The sequence below is a fragment of the Vibrio cidicii genome (assembly GCF_009665415.1).
Taxonomy (GTDB): Bacteria; Pseudomonadota; Gammaproteobacteria; order Enterobacterales; family Vibrionaceae; genus Vibrio; species Vibrio cidicii.
Genome location: NZ_CP035921.1, coordinates 2977261 through 2998359 on the forward strand (window position 1 = coordinate 2977261; position 21099 = coordinate 2998359).

Annotated in this window: 16 protein-coding genes and 4 tRNA genes; 13 read left to right on the plus strand and 7 right to left on the minus strand. The window is 47.1% G+C overall.

Annotated features, from left to right (window positions below):
• Window positions 1–40 precede the first annotated feature (40 nt).
• Window positions 41–361, minus strand: coding sequence for an HI1450 family dsDNA-mimic protein (locus EWA64_RS14595; protein ID WP_061893925.1), 321 nt, complete (start codon window positions 359–361; stop codon window positions 41–43).
• Between the two features lie 2 nt (window positions 362–363).
• Window positions 364–930 (minus strand): elongation factor P-like protein EfpL, encoded by a 567-nt coding sequence (efpL, locus tag EWA64_RS14600; protein ID WP_061893926.1) that lies wholly within the window; start codon window positions 928–930, stop codon window positions 364–366.
• Between the two features lie 215 nt (window positions 931–1145).
• Between efpL and EWA64_RS14605 the strand changes: the two genes are divergently transcribed.
• Together EWA64_RS14605 and EWA64_RS14610 are read left to right on the plus strand one after the other, a co-directional pair.
• Window positions 1146–1913 (plus strand): nucleotidyltransferase family protein, encoded by a 768-nt coding sequence (locus EWA64_RS14605; RefSeq protein WP_061893927.1) that lies wholly within the window; start codon window positions 1146–1148, stop codon window positions 1911–1913.
• 85 nt (window positions 1914–1998) lie between these two features.
• A complete protein-coding gene (locus tag EWA64_RS14610; protein WP_061893928.1) occupies window positions 1999–4083 on the plus strand; it encodes a PTS sugar transporter subunit IIC/EAL domain-containing protein in 2085 nt (694 codons plus the stop codon).
• Between the two features lie 10 nt (window positions 4084–4093).
• Here the strand turns inward: EWA64_RS14610 and EWA64_RS14615 are convergent, their stop codons facing one another.
• Window positions 4094–6457: a DNA polymerase II gene (locus tag EWA64_RS14615; protein WP_061893929.1), complete on the minus strand. Its 2364-nt coding sequence runs from the start codon at window positions 6455–6457 to the stop codon at window positions 4094–4096.
• 355 nt (window positions 6458–6812) lie between these two features.
• On the opposite strand from EWA64_RS14615, the gene uvrY reads away from it, so the two are divergent.
• The 10 genes from uvrY to nspC all read left to right on the plus strand — a co-directional run bounded on the left by uvrY (window position 6813) and on the right by nspC (window position 16427).
• The gene (gene uvrY / locus EWA64_RS14620) at window positions 6813–7457 is read left to right on the plus strand and encodes a UvrY/SirA/GacA family response regulator transcription factor (RefSeq protein ID WP_039425820.1); all 645 of its coding nucleotides are present in this window, start codon (window positions 6813–6815) and stop codon (window positions 7455–7457) included.
• 2 nt (window positions 7458–7459) lie between these two features.
• Window positions 7460–9292 (plus strand): excinuclease ABC subunit UvrC, encoded by a 1833-nt coding sequence (gene uvrC / locus EWA64_RS14625; protein ID WP_082796637.1) that lies wholly within the window; start codon window positions 7460–7462, stop codon window positions 9290–9292.
• A gap of 46 nt (window positions 9293–9338) precedes the next feature.
• Window positions 9339–9896, plus strand: a complete 558-nt coding sequence (pgsA, locus tag EWA64_RS14630; RefSeq protein ID WP_039434394.1) for a CDP-diacylglycerol--glycerol-3-phosphate 3-phosphatidyltransferase — start codon at window positions 9339–9341, stop codon at window positions 9894–9896.
• A gap of 249 nt (window positions 9897–10145) precedes the next feature.
• Window positions 10146–10219: transfer RNA gene (locus tag EWA64_RS14635), tRNA-Cys, on the plus strand.
• Between the two features lie 3 nt (window positions 10220–10222).
• Window positions 10223–10298 (plus strand) — tRNA-Gly (locus EWA64_RS14640).
• Between the two features lie 61 nt (window positions 10299–10359).
• Window positions 10360–10446: transfer RNA gene (locus EWA64_RS14645), tRNA-Leu, on the plus strand.
• Between the two features lie 14 nt (window positions 10447–10460).
• A tRNA-Gly gene (locus EWA64_RS14650) sits at window positions 10461–10536 on the plus strand.
• Window positions 10537–11076: 540 nt separating this feature from the next.
• Complete coding sequence (locus tag EWA64_RS14655) at window positions 11077–13956, plus strand: pyridoxal phosphate-dependent class III aminotransferase (RefSeq protein WP_061893931.1); 2880 nt, start codon at window positions 11077–11079, stop codon at window positions 13954–13956.
• Window positions 13957–13971: 15 nt separating this feature from the next.
• Entirely contained in the window at window positions 13972–15216 is a 1245-nt protein-coding gene (locus tag EWA64_RS14660; protein WP_061893932.1) for a carboxynorspermidine synthase, read from the plus strand.
• 77 nt (window positions 15217–15293) lie between these two features.
• Window positions 15294–16427, plus strand: a complete 1134-nt coding sequence (gene nspC / locus EWA64_RS14665) for a carboxynorspermidine decarboxylase (RefSeq protein ID WP_061893933.1) — start codon at window positions 15294–15296, stop codon at window positions 16425–16427.
• 92 nt (window positions 16428–16519) lie between these two features.
• Here nspC and EWA64_RS14670 read toward each other — a convergent pair whose 3' ends face one another.
• Both EWA64_RS14670 and EWA64_RS14675 read right to left on the minus strand, forming a co-directional pair.
• Window positions 16520–17032 (minus strand): glycine cleavage system transcriptional repressor, encoded by a 513-nt coding sequence (locus EWA64_RS14670; RefSeq protein ID WP_061894098.1) that lies wholly within the window; start codon window positions 17030–17032, stop codon window positions 16520–16522.
• A gap of 195 nt (window positions 17033–17227) precedes the next feature.
• Window positions 17228–18139, minus strand: coding sequence for a DUF3943 domain-containing protein (locus tag EWA64_RS14675; protein WP_061893934.1), 912 nt, complete (start codon window positions 18137–18139; stop codon window positions 17228–17230).
• Between the two features lie 172 nt (window positions 18140–18311).
• On the opposite strand from EWA64_RS14675, the gene EWA64_RS14680 reads away from it, so the two are divergent.
• Window positions 18312–19547: a CinA family nicotinamide mononucleotide deamidase-related protein gene (locus EWA64_RS14680; protein WP_061893935.1), complete on the plus strand. Its 1236-nt coding sequence runs from the start codon at window positions 18312–18314 to the stop codon at window positions 19545–19547.
• A gap of 102 nt (window positions 19548–19649) precedes the next feature.
• On the opposite strand, the gene EWA64_RS14685 is transcribed toward EWA64_RS14680, so the two are convergent.
• Both EWA64_RS14685 and nrdB read right to left on the minus strand, forming a co-directional pair.
• Complete coding sequence (locus tag EWA64_RS14685; protein ID WP_039444250.1) at window positions 19650–19928, minus strand: 2Fe-2S iron-sulfur cluster-binding protein; 279 nt, start codon at window positions 19926–19928, stop codon at window positions 19650–19652.
• Window positions 19928–21061 (minus strand): class Ia ribonucleoside-diphosphate reductase subunit beta, encoded by a 1134-nt coding sequence (nrdB, locus tag EWA64_RS14690; protein WP_061893936.1) that lies wholly within the window; start codon window positions 21059–21061, stop codon window positions 19928–19930. Before nrdB ends, EWA64_RS14685 begins: the two co-directional genes overlap by 1 nt.
• Window positions 21062–21099 lie beyond the last annotated feature (38 nt).

Below are 21099 nucleotides of genomic sequence, written 5' to 3' on the forward strand. Positions count from 1 at the left end.
AATAAAAAGGCTTGCCAGTGGCAAGCCTTTTTTATCGCGGTTAATCGCGTTTCCACAGAATGTGGCAGAATTTCTGATCGGGATCTCGGCTAATCAGCATTCTGGCGAACACATCGTCTAAGACATCGTTCTCTTCGTTGACTAAACCGATCAGCACTTCGGCGTAGACTTCGTCATCAACATCAAAGCCAACGTGGGAAGGCCAATCGCTCGCGACATCAACCAGCTCCGCCGCACCACGCTCATCGAACTGTGCGGTGAACAGGATCACGTCAGCTGGCTCCAAGTTATCTGGCGCCATTTCTAGAAAGATATCGTACGCGGCATCAATCGCATCATCGTAAGAGATCAGATCCGTCATGCTTACGCTCGGCTCATGTATTTGCGTTCTGCGGTGTTGATGATCACACGATCACCAGTCGCAATGTACTCTGGCACCTGTACAATAAGGCCAGTGCTGAGACGAGCCGGTTTGGTACGAGCAGAGGCAGAAGCGCCCTTGATCGATGGGTCGGTCTCTTCAATAACCAACTCAACAGAAGAAGGCAGCTCTAGGCCTACCGCGTCGCCGTTGACGAGTATTACGTGGATGCCTTGAGTTTCTTCGTTAATGAACAGCAGATCGTCTTCAACGTCAGCGTGTTTGAACACGTACTGAGAGTAGTCGCCGTTGTCCATGAAGATGTAGTCATCGCCATCGATATAAGAGAAAGAAACCGCGTGTTTGTTCATTTCAACGGTTTCTACCACGTCGTCTGACTTGTAACGCTCTTCTACGCGAGCACCAGTTGTTAGGTCTGTACAACGCATTTTATAGATTTTTGAACCGCCACGGCCACCAGGGGTTGTCACTTCAATATCTTTAACTAGAAGAGTCTTGCCGTTAGATTCGATTGCAAAACCTTTCTTAATTTCACTTGCCTTTGGCATATCTGTTCCTATTGCGTTTTTTAAGAGTTACTCAAAATCGCTGAATTATATACTCAACTCCTGCTAACTTGCGAGTACCAAGAAAAATTACTTCATCACGCGGTTTTTGCTCTGAATCGCGCTTAGCTTTGGCGACGTTGTATTGCGCTTGATTCCGTGGGCTAACTGGGCGAAGATTGCCTAAACATCATAATTATCAAGAATCTAAACTGGTTATGACCTTACCTGTAATCGATCCCAAAACACCTTTTCAACCTGAATTTCAACCAGTTATCAATGATGTATTGATGTGTCTTAAAGGTGGTCTCGGAGAAAATCTGCACAGTGTTTATGTTTACGGCAGTGTGGCACGCAAAACAGCCATCGCAGGTTTGTCTAATTTGGATCTTGTGGTAGTGACTCACCGCCCATTTACGGAAAGTCGTGCCACGGTTCTTAATACCCTAAAATGGCGTGTGCAAAAGGGCTTTCCTCAAGTGATTGGCGTGGCGGTAAAAACCGCTGAAGTGAAAGATATTGCGTCACTTGATAGCCTGTTCACTTGGGGTTTTATGCTTAAACATTGCTGTGTCTGCGTTTATGGTGATGATTTAGCAGAGTGTTTTGGTGAGTACGTTCCGAGCTGGGAAATTGCCAAACACTGGAATATGGATGTAGAAGACTGGCTGGCGGTCTATCGCAATAAAATTGTCCGCGCCAATACGCCTGAACTGTTGGTGACAAATCAGAAAATCATCGCTAAGAAGCTGCTGCGAGCCAGCTATTCGCTGATCATGCATAAAGACCAACAATGGTTTGATGATCCGATCGAGTGTGGAAAGCACTTTGTGCAGTATCATCCGGAAAAATCGGTTGAGATCCGTCGTCTGATGATTTTGCTGTCTGGCAAACTGATAGAAAAGCGTTCGGTGATTGGTTTGTTAGACAGTTTTGGCGATTGGCTTGTGAAGCACTATCAGAAAACTGAATTTAAAATCGGCTAATTGATCGCATTGTCATTAGAGTCGATACCGACTCATCCTGCTTGTGCTAACTTTAATTGGTAAAAGACAATTTTCAGGTGAGCATATGGATAAGCAAGCGGCTGCGCCATTGTATTGGCTCGGATCTGGTTTGAAAAAACGGCTTAAGTCGCTCTCACTATCCTTATTGGCGGTTAGAGAGGGAATGATTTGGCTGATCCCATGCCTGATGCTTTCTGCGTTTGCCCTTTTTTTGGCCAGCATTGGCGAGTTTTTTAGCGGAGGTCGAAGCTGGTGGATCGTCACCCTTTACGACATTCATAACGCTATCGCGACTTTTTTTCCCTACTTGATGACCGCGACAATTTCTTACGTCTTGGCAATGCAATGGAAGCTTGCTCGCCCACCGATGGCGTTGTTATCCATGTTGTTTCTTTTGATTGTCAGCCAAATTGTGCCTGAAGAGCGCACAATGCAGATGTTTCATATTGTCATTGCTATTATTACGCCGCTTTATGCCGTGCCGATCTTAGCCCGTTTGCAACATGTGCCACAGCTGCGTATTACCTCTTCTGAAAGCGGTGGCAAACTGGTTAAGGAGTCACTTAACTTAGTTTTTCCCTCCTTAATCACAGCGGCCATTGTACTCATCATCAATTATCTACTTTTTAGCTTACTGAATGTGAGTATCAGTTTTCAGTCGATAGGTCTTGACTATGCGAATGAGCCGTATCAGTTCGGTGTGCTATTCAGTGCACTCAATTCAGTGTTGTGGTTTTTAGGCATCCACGGGTATTACTCGCTGCTGCCGATGGTGGATCTGCTTCAGCAAGCCAGCCAACTCAACTATTCAACTTTTGTTGCAGGGGGAACCGGTCAGTACGTGATGAATTTGTCGCTGATGGGGACGTTCGTCTTTATCGGAGGCAGTGGAGCAACATTGTCACTGGTGATTGCCTTGTTGTTGTTTTCCAAACAAAAAAGTCACCGACTTATCGCTCTCGCATCGATACCTATTGGGCTGATTAATGTGAATGAGATTTTGCTCTTTGGTCTGCCAATTATCTTGAATCCAAGGCTGTTTTTGCCCTTTTTGATCACGCCGGTGGTGAATGTGGTTGTTAGCCTGCTTGCGGTTGAAAGCGGTTTTATTGCTGTGCCTAGCGCCAGTGTTCCGTTTAATGCCCCGATTCTGGTGAATGCATGGCTGGCGACGTCCGGAGATGTCAATGGTATGTTGCTACAGCTGTTGAATATTCTGACGGGAGTGGCGATTTACTATCCAGCGGTACGAAGCCTGAATCGGTTGTACAGTAACCAAGCGATCAAAATTCATTTCCTCGACACAGTGTATGTGCGCCGCCAAGAAGAAGCGGAAACACTTAAAGAGGATCCTATTGCGACTGCCAATGACAGAGCGCGTCGTGCTCGAGAAATTGAGAAAAAATTGGAACACATTGGCAGTAAAGAATTTTGCGTAGAGTACCAACCGCAAGTATCGGCGGAAAATGGTCGTGTGGTCGGTTGTGAAGCGTTAATTCGGGCAACAGAGCCCGATGGTACATTGATTTATCCTGGCGCTTTTCTTCCTTGGCTCGAGGTGGCGGGGTTAATGAAAGAGGTGGATCTATGGGTGCTGAAAAAAGTGGTTTCTGACATCCAGCAATGGAATCGCAATGAAATTTATATCCCAGTGAGTATTAATATCACCCCCGAATTTTTGGTTGACCAAGAGTATATGGAAAAGTTGGAGTACATCATTGCGCCTGTGGCGTCACAAGTCCATATCGAAATCACCGAAGAAACACTATTGGTTGACGAGCAAATGCTGGCGATCTCGTTCAACCGTTTGCATCAGTTAGGCGTGGAGATATCGATAGACGACTTTGGTACCGGGTTTTCATCCCTCTCTTATCTCAATCGCTTTGACGTTGACGCTATCAAAATCGACCGATCGTTTGTTTTGGCGTTGGATAATGACAAAGGGAAGAAAGTGTTTATGAGCTTATTGTCGGTTGCTGAGCAGCTCAAATTAAAAGTCGTAGTGGAAGGGGTTGAATCGAAACAGCAGTTAAGCCACATTCCTATCCGCGATCATATTTCGGTGCAAGGATGGTTTTATAGCCGTTCGTTGCAATACGCTGATTTTATTCACTACTGTAAAAAAGCAAATAATATCAAAATCCTGTAGTCTTTTCTGACTAGAATAGCCCTAGCTGTGGCGCAGCGAGTTGGTCAAAATCCATATCGATAAACGGCAGAATCGCATTTGCTACCGGTTTCAACTGTTTGTCGATATAGTGCTGATAATCAATGGCACTCGAGCGATAATCTCTTGGCTCTGGGCCATTGACTGTGATCAGATACTCAATCAACCCCTTGTTCTGATACTGCAAAGGGCGGCCAAAACGAGTATTCATTTCATCGGCAAGACGTGCTGCCCGAACCTGCGGTGGCACATTCTTTTGATATTCATGTAATTTACGTCTTAACCGTTTTTGGTAGACCAAATCGTGGTCAAAATCACCATTTTGTGTTTGTTCTACGGTGTGGCGAATATAGTCAGTCGGATCTTCGCCATGGAATATCATCATATAGAGCTGCTGCTGGAACTTTTGTGCCAGTGGCGTCCAATCTGTACGTGCACTCTCTAGCCCTTTGAATACAATACTTTCGTTTTTTCCTTCACTGATCAGCCCTGCGTAGCGCTTTTTCGAGCCCGTTTCCGCGCCCCGAATGGTTGGCATGAGAAACTTGCGATAATGGGTTTCATATTCCAACTCCAAAATCGAAGTGAGGTTGAATTCTTGCTGCAAATGCCGTTTCCACCACAGATTGATGTCGCGCACCAGTGACTGGCCAATTGCATCCGCTTCTTGTTGGGTATAAGCGCCATTGAGCGAAACAAAAGTAGAATCGGTATCGCCGTAAATCACCTGATAACCTTTTGCCTCAATCAACTTGCTGGTCTGTTTCATGATCTCGTGACCGCGCATGGTAATGCTAGACGCAAGTCGCGTATCAAAGAAGCGACAACCCGAGGAGCCGAGTACCCCATAAAAGGAGTTCATGATGATTTTAATCGCTTGGGAGAACGCTTTCTCATTGTTCTTTTTCGCCACATCGCGAGCGGCCCAAAGTTGTTCGATCAAGTCAGGCAGAAAATGTTGGCTGCGATGAAACTGCCCCCCGCGAAAACCGGGTACGGCTTGATACACCTCTTTACCCATCTCAAGTCGTAAACCTTCGATAAGGCCAAGAGGATCGATCAAGAAGGAGCGAATAATGGATGGGTATAGACTTTTAAAATCGAGCACCAGTACCGAATCATACAATCCGGGAAGTGAATCCATCACATACCCGCCAGGGCTGGCTACCCAATTCTCTGGTTGAAGATTCGGCGCAACATAACCAGCGCGATGCAATCGTGGCAAATACAAATTAGTAAAGGCGGCCACCGAGCCGCCAACTCGATCCAGCTCTACGCCAGTAAGACGGGAGCGTTCGATGGCAAACTCAAGCAAGTGAGTGTGGGCAAAAATGCGATTCACCAAAACACAGTCTTGTAAGTTGTACCTAGCGAGTGAAGGTTTGTCTTCGCGAAACATGGTGTTAATTTCCGCCATGCGATCGTGGACATTGTGGATGGCTTTGCCTTCACCAAGCAGTTCTTGGGAGACCGATTCCAAAGACCAAGAACGGAAATGGTAGGTGGCCGTTTTGAGTGTATCGATGCCGTCTAGCACCACCCGACCGGGAATGGTGATGAAGCTCTGCTGACTTTGCGTTGAAGAGCGAAAAAAGCTGCTTTGATTGCCTCGGCCCAAGGTGAGCTTTAGTTTGTGCCACTCAGCCCGTTTGTGCAGTAAACGAAAGTCAAAATCAATTACGTTCCAACCGATGATGACATCCGGATCGAACTGTTCAAACCAGTGAATCAGCCGCTCAAGCAACTGCTTTTCGTCATCGACCCACTCAATGGGCGTGTGTGAATCTTGAGCTTGGCCAATCATGATCACTCGGCTATCCATTGGACTGTCGAGGCCGATAGAGTAGAGGATGCCTTTTTCCGAACATTCAATGTCCAGCGACACCACCGAAAGCGTCGGCACATAGTCACCTTTACGGCATTTGGCCTGTTTGACGCGAACAAACTTCTCCTGTGGTTGAGGCTTGCCGATAAACTCCACCGAGCCTTGAATGAAACGCTCCATCAGAAATCGGTCTGCGAGACGAACATCGGCCTCTAGCACCAGAATATCGTGTTGTTGTAACCAAGCCGCGAGGCTAGTTGACTCTTTGATGGTGGCACAATAGCAGGCCGCCACAGGGCGGTACTCAAAGTTTTTCAGCGGTAGAGGAGTAAGCTGCGCGTGATGCCCGCCCTCCAGAAGCAAGTTTTCGATACGAGGCAGATCACTTTGCAGCACAAAGAAGACGGGTTTTTCACCTTCGATCAGCAGTTGGTAAGGGCCATGTGGCGTGCTCAGCCACAACTCAAGTTGAGTTGTGGCAAACTTATCGCGAGATTGGCGTGTTAGAACGAACCCAGGTGTGGTGGTCAAAATATCTGCCTGTAGATGCTATTGCTCTGCTGATGTTAGCAAAGTCTACAAAAGGTTCAGAACTTTATCGTCAGATAAGCCGTGATTGATGGATAATTGAACATTTACTCTATGATAAACATGATGTAGGTAAAATTACTGAGCATTGGTCACAACTAACAGTCTCCTTTTTAAAACAAAATTGTTAGAGTGGCTCGCTATATTCGCGTCGGCATTGAATAAGTCCTTGCTAAAGTTTGCGATTAGGCACATATTCTTAGCAGGCATTTCTGAGGAAATGCGGTAGTATAGGCAAGCGTACTGATATCCACATTTATGTGGGTGCAGAGCCATTAAATAGTGTGGAGATACAAGTTTGATTAATGTTTTCCTTGTAGATGATCACGAGCTGGTTCGCACAGGGATACGACGTATTATTGAAGACGTCCGTGGAATGAACGTAGCAGGAGAAGCTGATAGCGGTGAGAATGCAGTAAAATGGTGTCGCACGAATCATGCTGATGTCGTTTTAATGGATATGAACATGCCTGGAATTGGCGGCTTGGAAGCAACCAAAAAAATCCTGCGTGTTAATCCGGATGTAAAAATCATCGTCTTGACTGTTCATACGGAAAATCCGTTTCCAACTAAAGTGATGCAAGCCGGGGCTTCTGGCTATTTAACAAAAGGGGCTGGTCCAGATGAAATGGTCAATGCAATCCGCATTGTGAATAGCGGACAGCGTTATATTTCTCCGGAAATCGCACAGCAAATGGCATTGAGCCAGTTTTCGCCAGCCTCTGAAAATCCGTTTAAAGATTTATCAGAGCGTGAGCTGCAAATCATGATGATGATCACTAAGGGACAAAAAGTCACCGACATCTCTGAGCAGTTGAACCTCAGCCCGAAAACGGTCAACAGCTATCGCTACCGTTTGTTTAACAAACTGGATATTAACGGTGACGTTGAATTGACGCACCTTGCCATCCGTCATGGAATGCTGGATACCGAGACTCTCTAGTTGTGACCCTTCCTTTCGACTCGGTATCTTTCCTTAAGACAGTGACTCATCAGCCCGGCGTTTATCGAATGTATAACGCCGACGCTGTGGTGATTTACGTCGGTAAAGCCAAAGATCTTAAAAAACGCCTCTCGAGTTATTTTCGTAAGAAAGTCGACAGTGAGAAAACGCGCGCGTTGGTCAGCAATATTGCTAAGATCGACGTCACGGTCACGCATACAGAAACAGAAGCGCTGATCCTTGAGCACAACTACATCAAGCAATACTTACCTAAATACAATGTGTTGCTGCGTGATGACAAGTCCTATCCTTACATCTATGTGAGTGGTCATAAGCATCCTCGAGTCTCTCTGCATCGTGGCGCGAAAAAACGCAAAGGTGAATATTTTGGACCGTATCCTGACTCCGGAGCGGTAAGAGAAACGCTGCATCTGTTGCAGAAAATTTTCCCGGTGCGTCAGTGTGAAGATACAGTTTATGCTAACCGTACTCGACCATGTTTGATGTATCAGATCGGCCGCTGTGCAGGGCCTTGCGTGAGCAGTGTGATTTCCGATCAAGAGTACGCTGAGCTGGTGAATTATCTTCGCCTGTTTTTACAAGGTAAAGATAATCAGGTACTTGAACTGCTGGTTAGCAAGATGGAAGACGCCAGTGTGGCACTGCGCTTTGAAGATGCTGCTCGTTTTCGCGACCAGATCCAAGCGATTCGTCGAGTGCAAGAGCAGCAATATGTCTCTGAAGACAGTATGGATGATATGGATGTACTGGGTTTTGCCCAAGAAAATGGCATAGCTTGTATCCATATTTTGATGATTCGGCAGGGTAAAGTGCTGGGAAGTCGCAGCCATTTCCCGAAAATTCCACAAAACACCACAGCGCAAGAGGTATTTGATAGCTTCTTAAGCCAGTACTACCTTAGCCACAATGAAGCGCGAACCGTTCCGACGCGCATTATTCTCAATAAGGATCTGGCGGTGGATGTGGCGGCTATTCAGGAAGCGCTCAGTCAGGTTGCCGGGCGTAAAGTTGCTTTTCATGCCAATCCAACTGGGACGCGTAGCCGTTATCTTAAACTGGCGAATACCAATGCGCTGACTGCTATTACCACACAAATCAATCACAAGATGACCATCAACCAACGTTTCAAAGCATTGCGCGAAGTGTTGGGTAAGGAAAATATTCTAAGAATGGAGTGTTTTGATATTTCACACACCATGGGTGAAAGCACCATCGCGTCGTGCGTGGTCTTCAACACCGAAGGGCCCGTCAAGCAAGAGTACCGCCGCTACAATATTAGCGGGATTACCGGTGGCGATGACTATGCTGCGATGGGGCAGGCTTTAGAACGGCGTTATTCGAAGCAACTCGACGTGGAAAAAATCCCTGATGTGATCTTTATCGACGGTGGTAAGGGGCAGTTAAATCGTGCGCACGAGATCATTGAACAGTATTGGGGCGATTGGCCCAAACGACCTGAAATGATAGGAATAGCGAAAGGCGTGACGCGCAAGCCGGGTTTAGAGACCTTAATTACCGTGTCAGGTGAGGAGTTTAACTTGCCAAGTGACGCGCCAGCTTTGCATTTGATTCAGCATATTCGTGATGAAAGTCATAACCACGCGATTGCGGGCCATAGAGCTAAGCGAGGAAAGACGCGTAAAACCAGTGCTCTAGAGGGTATTGAAGGAGTTGGACCGAAACGACGCCAAGCACTGCTGAAGTATATGGGCGGTTTACAAGAGCTTAGACGAGCCACTGTTGAAGAAATCGCCAAAGTTCCGGGGATTAGCCATTCTTTAGCAGAAATTATCTATCAAGCATTGAAACAATAGTGAAAATCCAGCACCATTAACGCGCAAAGTGTAAGAGAATAATAATATGCGTCTAAATATCCCTAACCTCCTGTCATTAATGAGATTATTTCTCATTCCGGTGTTCGTGGTTGTATTCTATCTTCCTTATTCATGGGCACCGTTTGCGGCAGCGATGGTCTTTTGGGTGGCGGGCTTTACCGATTGGCTCGATGGCATGCTGGCGAGAAAATTGGGCCAAACGTCTCGATTCGGCGCATTTATCGATCCGGTCGCAGACAAAGTCTTAGTCGCGACAGCGCTTATCCTGATCACCGAGCATTACCACACGATTTGGGTGACGATTCCGGCAGTCACGATGATTGCGCGAGAAATTATTATTTCTGCCTTACGTGAGTGGATGGCGGAGATTGGTAAGAGGGCAAGTGTTGCCGTCTCTTGGATTGGCAAAGTGAAAACACTGTCACAGATGTTTGCTTTGTGGGTGTTGATTTGGCGCTATGATGACTGGATGATTTGGCTCGGTTATGCAGCGCTCTATATTGCGACATTCTTAACTTACTGGTCGATGGTGCAATACCTGATGGCGGCCAAAGATGACTTACTGAGTGAAGAGAATCACTGAATTTAAGAAAGCGGGCGAAAGCCCGTTTTTTATGTTTGAAAATAGCCATTCTGACCCGTTTAAAGCACATTTGTGGTGAAGTCAAAAGCTCCTTTTTAAAGACTAACTGCCTTTAAAATAAGCAGTTTGCTGTGTTTCGCACACTTTCTGCTCAAACGATTCAAAAAAATAAAAATAGTATTGACTCAGTGAGATGATTGCGTAGAATGCATCCCGTACCCGAGAGAGAGTTATCTCTTAAGGTTTGAAGGCGCGTTGGCAGAGTGGCTATGCAGCGGATTGCAAATCCGTGGACCTCGGTTCGACTCCGGGACGCGCCTCCATTTGCGACACTAGCTCAGTTGGTAGAGCGCAACCTTGCCAAGGTTGAGGTCACGAGTTCGAACCTCGTGTGTCGCTCCAAATTAAAAGATACGGCGAAAGCGGTATTTATAGATGGTGTCTCCATCGCAAAGATTTGCGTGCCCTGGTGGTGAAATCGGTAGACACAAGGGATTTAAAATCCCTCGACTTTCGAGTCGTGCCGGTTCAAGTCCGGCCCGGGGCACCATTAAAAGACAATATGCGACACTAGCTCAGTTGGTAGAGCGCAACCTTGCCAAGGTTGAGGTCACGAGTTCGAACCTCGTGTGTCGCTCCAAACATTAAACCCAGCAGCAATGCTGGGTTTTTTATTTGTCTGTTTTCTGCGATTTATCTCTTCTGAAACATTAACTTGTCGAAGGAAGCGGAAATTTGTTGGTAAAAAGGATTGCCTGTTGCTTTCTAGTTATGATAAATTCGCGCGCAATCTCGGGCAGTAGTCCTGGGGGATACGCGTAGTGACCATTCAGGCTGATTGGGAAACTACGTAGGGTAGGTATCGGCAGAGCCTTTTGTCGATAGACGGGATACTAATGTTGCTTAAGCAGCGGCATGTAAATGGGAAACCCAACGTTGAACTTTTTTAATAATCTCACATTAATCAGCTTCATACTTCCTAAATGCCCTGTATTGCAAAACAGAAGCATTACCGAGCCTTGATTTTTAACACCGACATCTACCATTCGTCGTAATGGTCGCTATTCCGTAACCGTCTTTTTAGACCCAATCGGAAGGCTTGGTCATGTCCCAATCTCGTACTAAAAAGCTACACAGTGCGCAGGGGGCGAGAATCATTTTTTGTTTCAAGGGAAAATGTATGAGCACCGCCTTTGAAGTCGATACTAACGCTATCGCTACAATTTTTTCTTCCCAAGTTCCTGTTGTTGAGGGAACTTACGATTTAACTCCGGATCAAGTCCTGCTTGATCAAGCTGCACACGAGTCTGAAGTGCGTTCATACCCTCGTCGTATCCCAATTGCGATTAAGCAAGCGTTCGGCTGTTTAGTTGAGGATACGCGTGGTCAGATCTTTCTTGACTGTCTGGCGGGTGCGGGTACTTTGGCGCTGGGTTACAACCATCCAGAAATTAATCAAGCGCTAAAAGAGCAGTTGGACTCGGGTCTGCCATATCAAACGCTGGATATCGCAACTACGGCGAAAACCAACTTTATCAAAACAGTGAAAGGTTTCTTGCCACAAGAGCTGGGTGATAACTGTGTCATTCAATTTTGTGGCCCGTCGGGCGCGGATGCGGTCGAAGCGGCTATCAAACTGGCGAAGCAGACGACAGGTCGCAACACCATGTTTGCTTTCCGTGGTGCTTACCACGGCATGACCAACGGCACCATGGGCATGATGGGTAACCTAAATACCAAAGCCCGCCGTACTGGCTTGATGTCTGATGTTCACTTTATGCCGTTCCCTTACAGCCTGCGCTGCCCGTTTGGTCTGGGTGGTGATGAGGGCGCGAAAGCAAGCATCCGTTATATTGAGCGTCTTCTTAATGATGATGAAGCGGGCATCATGAAGCCTGCAGCCATCATCGTTGAGCCAGTTCAAGGCGAAGGCGGTGTGATCCCTGCGCCTGCATTTTGGTTGCGCGAACTGCGTCGTCTCTGTGATGAACACGGCATGCTATTGATTTTCGATGAAATTCAATGCGGTGTCGGTAAGTCTGGCTACAATTTTGCGTTTGAAGAAGCGGGCATTGTGCCAGATGTTCTGTGCCTTTCTAAAGCCATTGGTGGCGGTCTGCCGATGTCTTTGCTGGTTATTAACAAGCAGCACGATACCTGGCGTCCTGGCGAGCACACGGGCACCTTCCGTGGTAACCAGCTTGCGATGGTTTCTGGCGCGAAAGCACTGGAGATCATTACTCGTGATAATCTGGTTGAACATGCCAACGTGGCGGGTCAATACCTGCGTCACGGACTAGAGAAAATCCAACAACGTGTGAACTGTATCGCTGAAGTTCGCGGTAAAGGCTTGATGCTGGGTGTGGAAATTCGCAAGCCAGGCAGTGAACTCAACAAATTTGGTGAGCCTGTTTCGGATGGCAAACTGACGTTGGCGATTCAGCGTGCGGCGCTGGAGCGCGGCCTGATGGTTGAGAAAGGCGGTCGTGACGGCTCTGTGATTCGTTTCCTTCCACCGTTGATCATCTCTTTCGAGCAGATCGATTTTGCTCTACGTGTGCTGGAAGAAGCGATTCTTGCTGCGGGCGGTGAACGTGTTGAAGCAGAACAGAACCCTGAATGGAAAAAACACTTCATCCACACGGGTGCCAATGGCAGCAAAGAGTTTGCCTCTGTGATGAATCACACCACAGCAGCAATGAAGTCGGTGTTTGAACAAGTCAGCGCCCCGTACTCAGGAATGGATCCGAAAGCACTTGAGCAAGCGATCTATGCCGTTGATCTAGACAACAAAAACGCGTCATTGAAAGCGGTGATTGACGAAACGGCGGAGCTGGTGGCGAAAAACTCGATTTTCACTCAGCATCCAGACTGTATCGCACACTTACATACGCCTCCTTTGATGCCTGCGGTGGCTGCCGAGAGCATGATTGCGGCGCTAAACCAATCCATGGACTCTTGGGATCAATCTTCTTCGGCAACGTATGTTGAGCAGAAAGTGATTGATTGGCTATGTGATAAGTATGAACTAGGCGATAAAGCTGACGGCATCTTTACCAGTGGCGGTACGCAAAGTAACCAAATGGGTCTGATGTTGGCGCGCGATTGGATTGCCAACAAGCTGAGCAACCACTCCATCCAAAAGCTTGGCTTACCTGAGTATGCCGATAAGCTGCGTATCGTTTGTTCGAAGAAATCGCACTTCACAGTACAAAAATCCGCTTCTTGGATGGGCCTAGGTGAAAAAGCAGTCCTGACCGTTGATGCACATCCAAACGGCACTATGGATGTCAGCAAGCTAGCTGAAGCCGTTGAGCAAGCCAAAGCAGAAGGATTGATCCCATTTGCGGTGGTTGGCACGGCAGGTACCACCGACCACGGTGCTATTGACGATCTTAATGCAATTGCTGACGTAGCAGAGCTGCACGACATGTGGATGCATGTCGATGGCGCTTACGGTGGTGCGCTGCTCCTCAGTAGCCAGAAACCACGTCTAAAAGGTGTGGAGCGCGCACAATCTGTGAGCGTGGATTTCCACAAATTGTTCTATCAAACAATCAGTTGTGGTGCGTTGTTGGTGAATGATAAGCAAAACTTCACTTTCTTGCTTCATCACGCTGACTACCTAAACCGCGAACATGATGAGTTGCCAAACTTGGTTGACAAATCTGTGGCAACAACAAAACGCTTTGATGCATTGAAAGTCTTTATGACTATGCAGAGCGTCGGTCCGAAAGCACTGGGTGCAATGTACGACCACATTCTGGCTCAGACACTGGAAGTGGCTGATCTGGTTCGTCACCATGAAGGCTTTGAGCTACTGGCAGAACCTTCGCTGTCCACCGTTCTATTCCGTGCAACTAACGGAACGGATCTGGATGAACTGAATAAAACGCTAAGACTGGAAGCACTGACTCGTGGTGTAGCGGTCCTGGGTGAAACGATTGTAGATGGTAAGACTGCTCTGAAGTTTACGATTCTTAACCCATGTCTGAAGATTTCAGATTTTGAAGCTTTACTATCTAAAATCAACACTCTAGCGGAAGAGCTAGCGCAATAAAGGTAACGGAAAACAATGGCAATTTTACAGATTGGTGCAGGCGGCGTAGGCTGGGTAATTGCACACAAAGCAGCACAAAACAACGATGTTCTGGGTGATATTACTATCGCTTCTCGCACGCTAGACAAATGCGAAAAGATCATTGAATCGATTCATGGTCGTAACAACCTGAAAGATTCGAGTAAGAAACTACAAGCTCGTGCTGTTAACGCTGATGATGTGGATGCACTGGTTGCACTAATCAAGGAAGTTCAACCTGATCTCGTTATCAACGCTGGACCTCCTTGGGTAAACCTGACCATTATGGAAGCGTGTTACCAAGCGAAAGTTTCTTACCTTGATACGTCTGTGGCCGTCGACCTATGCAGTGAGGGACAGCAAGTCCCTGAAGCGTACGACGAACAGTGGAAATACCGTGCGAAGTTCGAAGAAGCAGGTATCACCGGCATTCTTGGTGCGGGTTTTGATCCGGGCGTGGTGTCGGTGTTTGCTGCCTACGCGGTGAAGCATCTGTTTGATGAAATCGACACCATTGACGTGATGGACATCAACGCCGGTGATCATGGTAAGAAGTTCGCGACCAACTTCGACCCAGAAACAAACCTTTTGGAAATCCAAGGTGACTCGTTTTACTGGGATAACGAAGAGTGGAAACGCGTACCATGCCACAGCCGTATGATGGAATTCGATTTTCCGAAATGTGGGAACTTCAAAGTGTACTCCATGGCGCATGATGAAGTTCGCTCGATGAAAGAGTACATTCCGGCGAAACGCATCGAGTTCTGGATGGGTTTTGGTGACCGCTACCTGAACTACTTCAACTGTATGCGAGATATCGGCCTGCTCAGCCCAGAGCCGTTAACGCTGCAAGACGGCACTGTGGTTCAGCCGTTACAAGTTCTAAAAGCGATGCTGCCAGATCCGACATCTCTTGCACCGGGCTACACGGGGCTAACCTGTATTGGTACTTGGGTACAGGGTAAAAAGGATGGCAAACAGCGCAGCGTGTTTATCTACAACAATGCGGATCACGAAGTGGCTTACCAAGATGTGGAGCATCAAGCGATTGCTTACACCACGGGTGTGCCAGCGATCACCGCAGCGTTGCAGTTCTTCCGTGGTGAATGGGCGGATGCAGGTGTGTTCAACTTAGAACAGCTTGACCCAGATTCATTCCTCGAAACCATGCCAAGCATTGGTTTGAGCTGGGATGTCCAGGAACTGGTTCCGGGACAACCGACCATTCACACACTGAAATAAGTGTGCGTTAAGAATCTTCAGTAATGAACTCAAGCCGGTGCTTTGCGCCGGCTTTATTCCGTTAAAGTGATTGAACAATGAATAAAGAACAATTGAAGACGCCATTTTTCATGATTGACGAAGCGAAGTTGATCAGAAACTTGGAAATTGCCAAACAACTGAAAGAGATCTCAGGCGTTAAACTGGTTCTCGCTCTGAAGTGTTTCTCCACTTGGGGTGTGTTTGACATCATCAAGCCTTATTTGGATGGCACGACCAGCTCTGGTCCGTTTGAAGTGAAACTTGGCTATGAGAAATTTGGCGGTGAAACGCACGCTTACAGCGTTGGCTACAGTGAAGAAGACGTGCGTGAAGTGGCCGATATGTGCGATAAGATCATCTTCAACTCGCAATCTCAGTTAGCGGCCTATCGTCACATCGTGGAAGGTAAAGCGTCGATTGGCCTGCGTCTTAACCCCGGTGTCAGCTACGCGGGGCAAGATCTGGCAAATCCAGCACGTCAATTTTCTCGACTCGGCGTACAAGCGGATCACATTGATCCGGCGGTATTTGAGAACATCAACGGCGTTATGTTCCACATGAACTGTGAGAACAAAGATGTTGATGCGTTTATTGCTTTGTTGGATTCAATCTCACAGCGTTTCGGTCAATACCTAGACAAGCTTGATTGGGTCAGCATGGGCGGCGGTGTGTTCTTCACCTGGCCGGGCTACGATGTAGAAAAACTGGGCTTGGCACTTAAGGCGTTTGCAGAAAAACATGGCGTGCAGATGTATCTGGAGCCGGGTGAAGCGATCATTACCAAAACAACCGATCTGGTGGTGACTGTGGTCGATATCGTTGAGAACGGTATGAAAACCGCTATCGTCGATTCTGCTACCGAAGCGCACCGTCTGGATACCTTGATTTACAAAGAGCCAGCGTCAGTGCTTGAGGCATCGGACACGGGTTCACACGAGTACGTGATTGGTTCTTGCTCTTGTCTTGCTGGCGATCAGTTCTGTGTGGCTAAGTTCGATAAGCCACTCGAAATTGGCCAACGACTGCACATTCTCGATAGTGCGGGTTATACCATGGTGAAATTGAATTGGTTCAACGGTCTGAAAATGCCTTCGGTTTACTGTGAACGTGCCAGTGGTGAGATCGAAAAACTCAACGAGTTTGGCTATGAAGATTTCAAGCGTTCTCTGTCGTTGTGGTCGGTGAGCTAACTGGTTAAAGCCGATGGATCCCCAAAAAACAAAGAGCAGCTTTTGAGCTGCTCTTTTTGTACCTGTAGCAGGGTTATTAGAGAACGAAGTGATTATGACTCTACCATGACCCGCGTATCTTCACTCAGTGATTCAAGCTCGTTAGCAACGTCTTCAATGTCGACTTCACCCGGTAATTTGATCGCTAGGTTTGCGGTAAACAGACTCGAACTGACACCACCACCGCCAGCAATAAATACGCGTTGGCAGTCCATATCGAGAATACTAATACCTTGATTGTCGAGTACATGAGTAATCTCATTGACGATGCCCGCTCGGTCGTTGGAATCGACACGTAACTGATGGATCGTATCGCTTTTATTGGCTGTTAAATCTGTATCAACAAATTGCACAACCAACTCTGGATGGGCGGAAAAAGCCTCTTTGACCAAGGTTTCATTTTGTTTGGGTAACTCAACTTTGATCACTGCTGCTACTTGCTCTTCAATAAAGTTGACTTTGCTAATCAACCATTTACCACCATTCTCGTGCGTGATTGCCGCTAACTGTTTGATGGTCGTCGGTGACGCTTTGCCGATGAAACTCACGATGAATACACTGTTCATAATTTCCCCCTGATACATCAAACAACTCATTGATTCACAGAAATAATCCTTTTCAGATTCAGTGTAGAAGTTTTGCCAACCTGCCTGACTTGATGGAGGTCATATTTTCCAATGAATGTGACAAGCCATCCTAAAAACTCTGTAAAAGAGCACAAAAAAAGCGGCTCGTTAGCCGCTTTCTTGCAAAGTGTTTAGTTAAAACGTGACTTTAAAGTCCAGACCATAAAACTGATTGTCATAGGCGTAGCCTGCGTCTAAAGCAAATTTCGCCGCGTCTTGGTTACCAAACCAAGGGTTGGAGGTGAAGCTCACGTCCGCACTGCCACCCCACAGGTTTGATGCCCAGTGATGAATATGACCGACAGGGTTTAAGAAGAAAAGCGACACATCGCCAGCGGTTTTGGAACCGAGCACTTCGCCACCATCGGCTAAAATACTTTGTTCCGTTTCAAGCATCATTTCACCGACTACCGCGCCAAAAAAGGGTGTGATAAAAATGTCTTGCCAAGAGGGCACTTCCGCAAACGCTTCTACACCATATTCCCAGAAAAAAGTCGACATGGTGGCGGAATAAAGAAATGACTCAAATTCGTTGTAGCCTGCGTGGCGTGCTGCCGTATAGTACACGCCGCCAAAGTAGGGGTGCATGATGTAGTTCAAGACGTGTTCATCTCTATCCCAGACTGGCCCAGAGGTGACGTTGTCTTTCCACTTACTTCCTAAGTTGCTCAGATCGCGCGAGTCGTCATCCCATTTGGTGATGCTTTGCGGCAATAAGGTCATCAAGCCGACGGTTGCTACACTTAAGCCTAAGATGGTGTAGGTTTGGCCCATCAAATAATCCCAGTCTTTATCTTGCGGGACGATCAAATACTTAGGCTGGGTGTTGGCATCAAGATCGAGCTTGGGTTCACTCTCATCTAGAGAGAGAAGCTGGGCGTTGTTGAAGCTATACAAGCCATCGTTAACGCAGTACTCTTGAAGACAATCCGTTGCGTAGGTAGTTTCTGTGTGCTTACTGAAATCAAACTGATTAGCCTGGGCTGAAACAGAAGCGGTAAGAAGAAGTCCACTCAAAGCTTTTGTGAGAGGTAATGGCTTTGGCACGAATGTCTCCAGTATATATTCGTAAATAATTAAGCGCACGATTATCCCTGAATCTTCTGGGGATGGAAACAGTTGCCACAAATTTATCCGAAACAAAGTGCACCGCTTCGGGTCTAAAAAAAGAAAATTCATAGGGTTGCTTAACAAAGCAGCGAGAAAGAGGAAAAAGATCGTGAAAATTGCCATGTTGAGTACCGGTGAAGAAGTGCTTCACGGCGATATTGTCGACACTAATGCCGCCTGGCTCTCTAGCTACTTGTATGAGCATGGCTTTGCTATGGTGAAACGTGCCACGGTTGGTGATCAATTATCTGCTCTTACCGAAGAGCTTCTGATGCTGAGCTTTAACAATGACGTTGTGATTGTTAACGGCGGTTTAGGCCCCACTTCGGACGATTTGAGTTCCGCCGCGGCGGCACAAGCTGCTGACTGTAAACTGGTTTTGTTCAAGGAATGGCTACAGCGCATGGAAACGATGTATAGCCAGCGTGGTAGTAAAATGCCTGAAAGCAACTTGAAACAAGCCATGCTCCCTGAAAGTGCACAAATTATTGATAACCCAATCGGTACTGCCTGTGGATTTAAAATGCTGATCAATGACGCGGTGTTTTATTTCACCCCCGGTGTGCCTAAAGAGTTCAAAGTCATGGTAGAGCAGCAAATTTTGCCTGATTTGCAACGTGATTGGCCAAACAATGCTGCTTTCCAGTGCAGTCGTTTGTACACCTTTGGCCTGTCTGAGTCTGCGATATCAGACAAGCTAGACAGTTTGAAACTACCCGTCGGCTATGAGCTGGGTTACCGCTCTTACTTGCCCTTTATTGAAGTGAAACTGTTTGGTCCTCAGGATGCGTTAGAAGAACGCGTCAGAGTGATGCAACTTATCTACAAGTTGCTTGAAGCGAATGTGGTGAGCGTGGATGAGCCGATGCTTGAACATTTAGGGCATTTACTGGTGGAGAAAGGGTTGACGCTGGCAACGGCGGAACAGTGCAGTTTTGGCTATTTAACCAGTTGGCTGCAAAGCGATGAACAGATCAGTCGGCAAAGTGGTCATAGCTGGATTTTGTCGACCCGAGACAGTGAAGCGATTGATCACAGTAACCCACTGGCATCTACCTTTGCATTGGCTGGGGCGACGCGAGAAAAGTGCGCCACTGACATTGCCTTAGTCACAGGGCGAATGGACGAGAATCAATTCACCATCGCACTTTCTGCGCACGGGGGCGAATGGGGGATGGTACTGGAGTTTAACCGCCCATATGGACGAAAAGAAGCGGTGAAAATCATCAGTGCCGCTGCCGCCGATTTGCTGCGTCGCTATTTAGAACGCAAACCCATGTTTGGTGACTATTTTTCTTTGAAGAAAACCAAAGAGATGTTTTTGCCAAGTAGCGTGGTGAAATAAGCGCAGTAAGACGTCGTGTAAAAAAGAAGCCGGGTGAACAAACCCGGCTTTTTATCGTATCACCGCTGGCCAATATCATGGCTGGTGAGAAAGGACGCCCAACTAGGCGCGTTTCTCTTTGAGGCTGTAATTGACTTGGCTCAGCACCACATCGGTCTTGGCCTTGCAAATGCAGGGCAGGATTTCGTTGCCTTGTGTGTAAGCCATGGCAAAACCAACATACTCGACTTCGCCTGCGTCGAGCGTACAGCGACAGGCACCGCAGTGGCCATCACGGCAATTGTATTCCGGCAGCAGCCCTGCGCTTTCCATCGTCTCCAAAATCGTGTTGGAGCGGTTCGACTCGATGCTGACGAGTTTGTTGATTTTGATCCTCGGCATTAGAGTTCGAAGCCCTCGAAGTCGTCAATGCTCACTTCATTGTCAATTTGGCCAACCAAGTAGGAGGAGATCTCCGCTTCTTGAGGGGCAACTTGCACGTTGTCAGAAGAGAGCCAAGCATTGATCCAAGGAATTGGGTTCGACGTCGCTGCTGGGTAAGCAATCGGTAAACCGACTGCTTGCATGCGGATGTTGGTGATGTATTCTACATACTGACAAAGAATATCTTTGTTTAGGCCGATCATAGAACCGTCTTTGAACAGATATTCAGCCCACTCTTTCTCTTGCTCAGCGGCTTCTTTGAAGAGATCAAAACACTCTTGTTTGGCTTCTTCGGCGATCTGTAGGAAGGCAAAATCATCTTGGCCGTTACGCAGTAGATTGATCATGTGCTGCGTACCAGAAAGATGCAGCGCTTCGTCACGAGCAATCAACTTGATGATCTTTGCATTACCTTCCATCAGTTCACGCTCAGCAAAAGCAAACGAGCAGGCAAAACTGACGTAGAAACGAATCGCTTCTAGCGCGTTAACCGACATCAAACATAGGTATAGCTTTTTCTTCAGATCATACAGGCTAACTTTGACGCTTTCACCGTTGATGGTGTGCGTTCCTTCACCATAGCGGTGGTAGTCATTCGTTGACTGGATAAGGTCGTCATAGAAATGCGCGATATCTTTGGCGCGCTTGAGAATGTGTTCGTTTTCTACAATATCATCGAAGACGATCGCCGGATCGTTGACGATGTTACGAATAATATGGGTGTACGAGCGAGAATGAATCGTTTCTGAGAACGACCAAGTCTCAATCCATGTTTCCAGCTCTGGCAGCGAAACCAGTGGCAATAGTGCCACGTTTGGGCTGCGGCCTTGGATCGAATCCAGCAGGGTTTGGTACTTCAAGTTTGAGATAAAGATATGCTTTTCATGATCGGGCAGTTTGTTGTAGTCGATGCGATCGCTTGATACATCCACCTCTTCAGGACGCCAGAAGAAAGAAAGCTGCTTTTCGATCAGCTTTTCGAAGATCTCAAATTTCTGTTGATCGTAACGAGCAACGTTGACCGATTGTCCTAGGAACATCGGTTCTTTGAGTTGATCATTTTTTGTTTGGTTAAAAGTACTGTAAGCCATAGTGCCTCATTTCCTTTTATACCTCCCCCGCAAGGGAG

Excerpts from the sequence above, each read along its gene's own strand:
- EWA64_RS14595 (WP_061893925.1), bottom strand. The coding sequence starts at position 361 with ATGACGGATCTGATCTCTTACGATGATGCGATTGATGCCGCGTACGAT.
- efpL (WP_061893926.1), bottom strand. The coding sequence starts at position 930 with ATGCCAAAGGCAAGTGAAATTAAGAAAGGTTTTGCAATCGAATCTAAC.
- EWA64_RS14605 (WP_061893927.1), top strand. The coding sequence starts at position 1,146 with ATGACCTTACCTGTAATCGATCCCAAAACACCTTTTCAACCTGAATTT.
- EWA64_RS14610 (WP_061893928.1), top strand. The coding sequence starts at position 1,999 with ATGGATAAGCAAGCGGCTGCGCCATTGTATTGGCTCGGATCTGGTTTG.
- pgsA (WP_039434394.1), top strand. The coding sequence starts at position 9,339 with ATGCGTCTAAATATCCCTAACCTCCTGTCATTAATGAGATTATTTCTC.
- EWA64_RS14655 (WP_061893931.1), top strand. The coding sequence starts at position 11,077 with ATGAGCACCGCCTTTGAAGTCGATACTAACGCTATCGCTACAATTTTT.
- EWA64_RS14660 (WP_061893932.1), top strand. The coding sequence starts at position 13,972 with ATGGCAATTTTACAGATTGGTGCAGGCGGCGTAGGCTGGGTAATTGCA.
- nspC (WP_061893933.1), top strand. The coding sequence starts at position 15,294 with ATGAATAAAGAACAATTGAAGACGCCATTTTTCATGATTGACGAAGCG.
- EWA64_RS14670 (WP_061894098.1), bottom strand. The coding sequence starts at position 17,032 with ATGAACAGTGTATTCATCGTGAGTTTCATCGGCAAAGCGTCACCGACG.
- EWA64_RS14685 (WP_039444250.1), bottom strand. The coding sequence starts at position 19,928 with ATGCCGAGGATCAAAATCAACAAACTCGTCAGCATCGAGTCGAACCGC.
- nrdB (WP_061893936.1), bottom strand. The coding sequence starts at position 21,061 with ATGGCTTACAGTACTTTTAACCAAACAAAAAATGATCAACTCAAAGAA.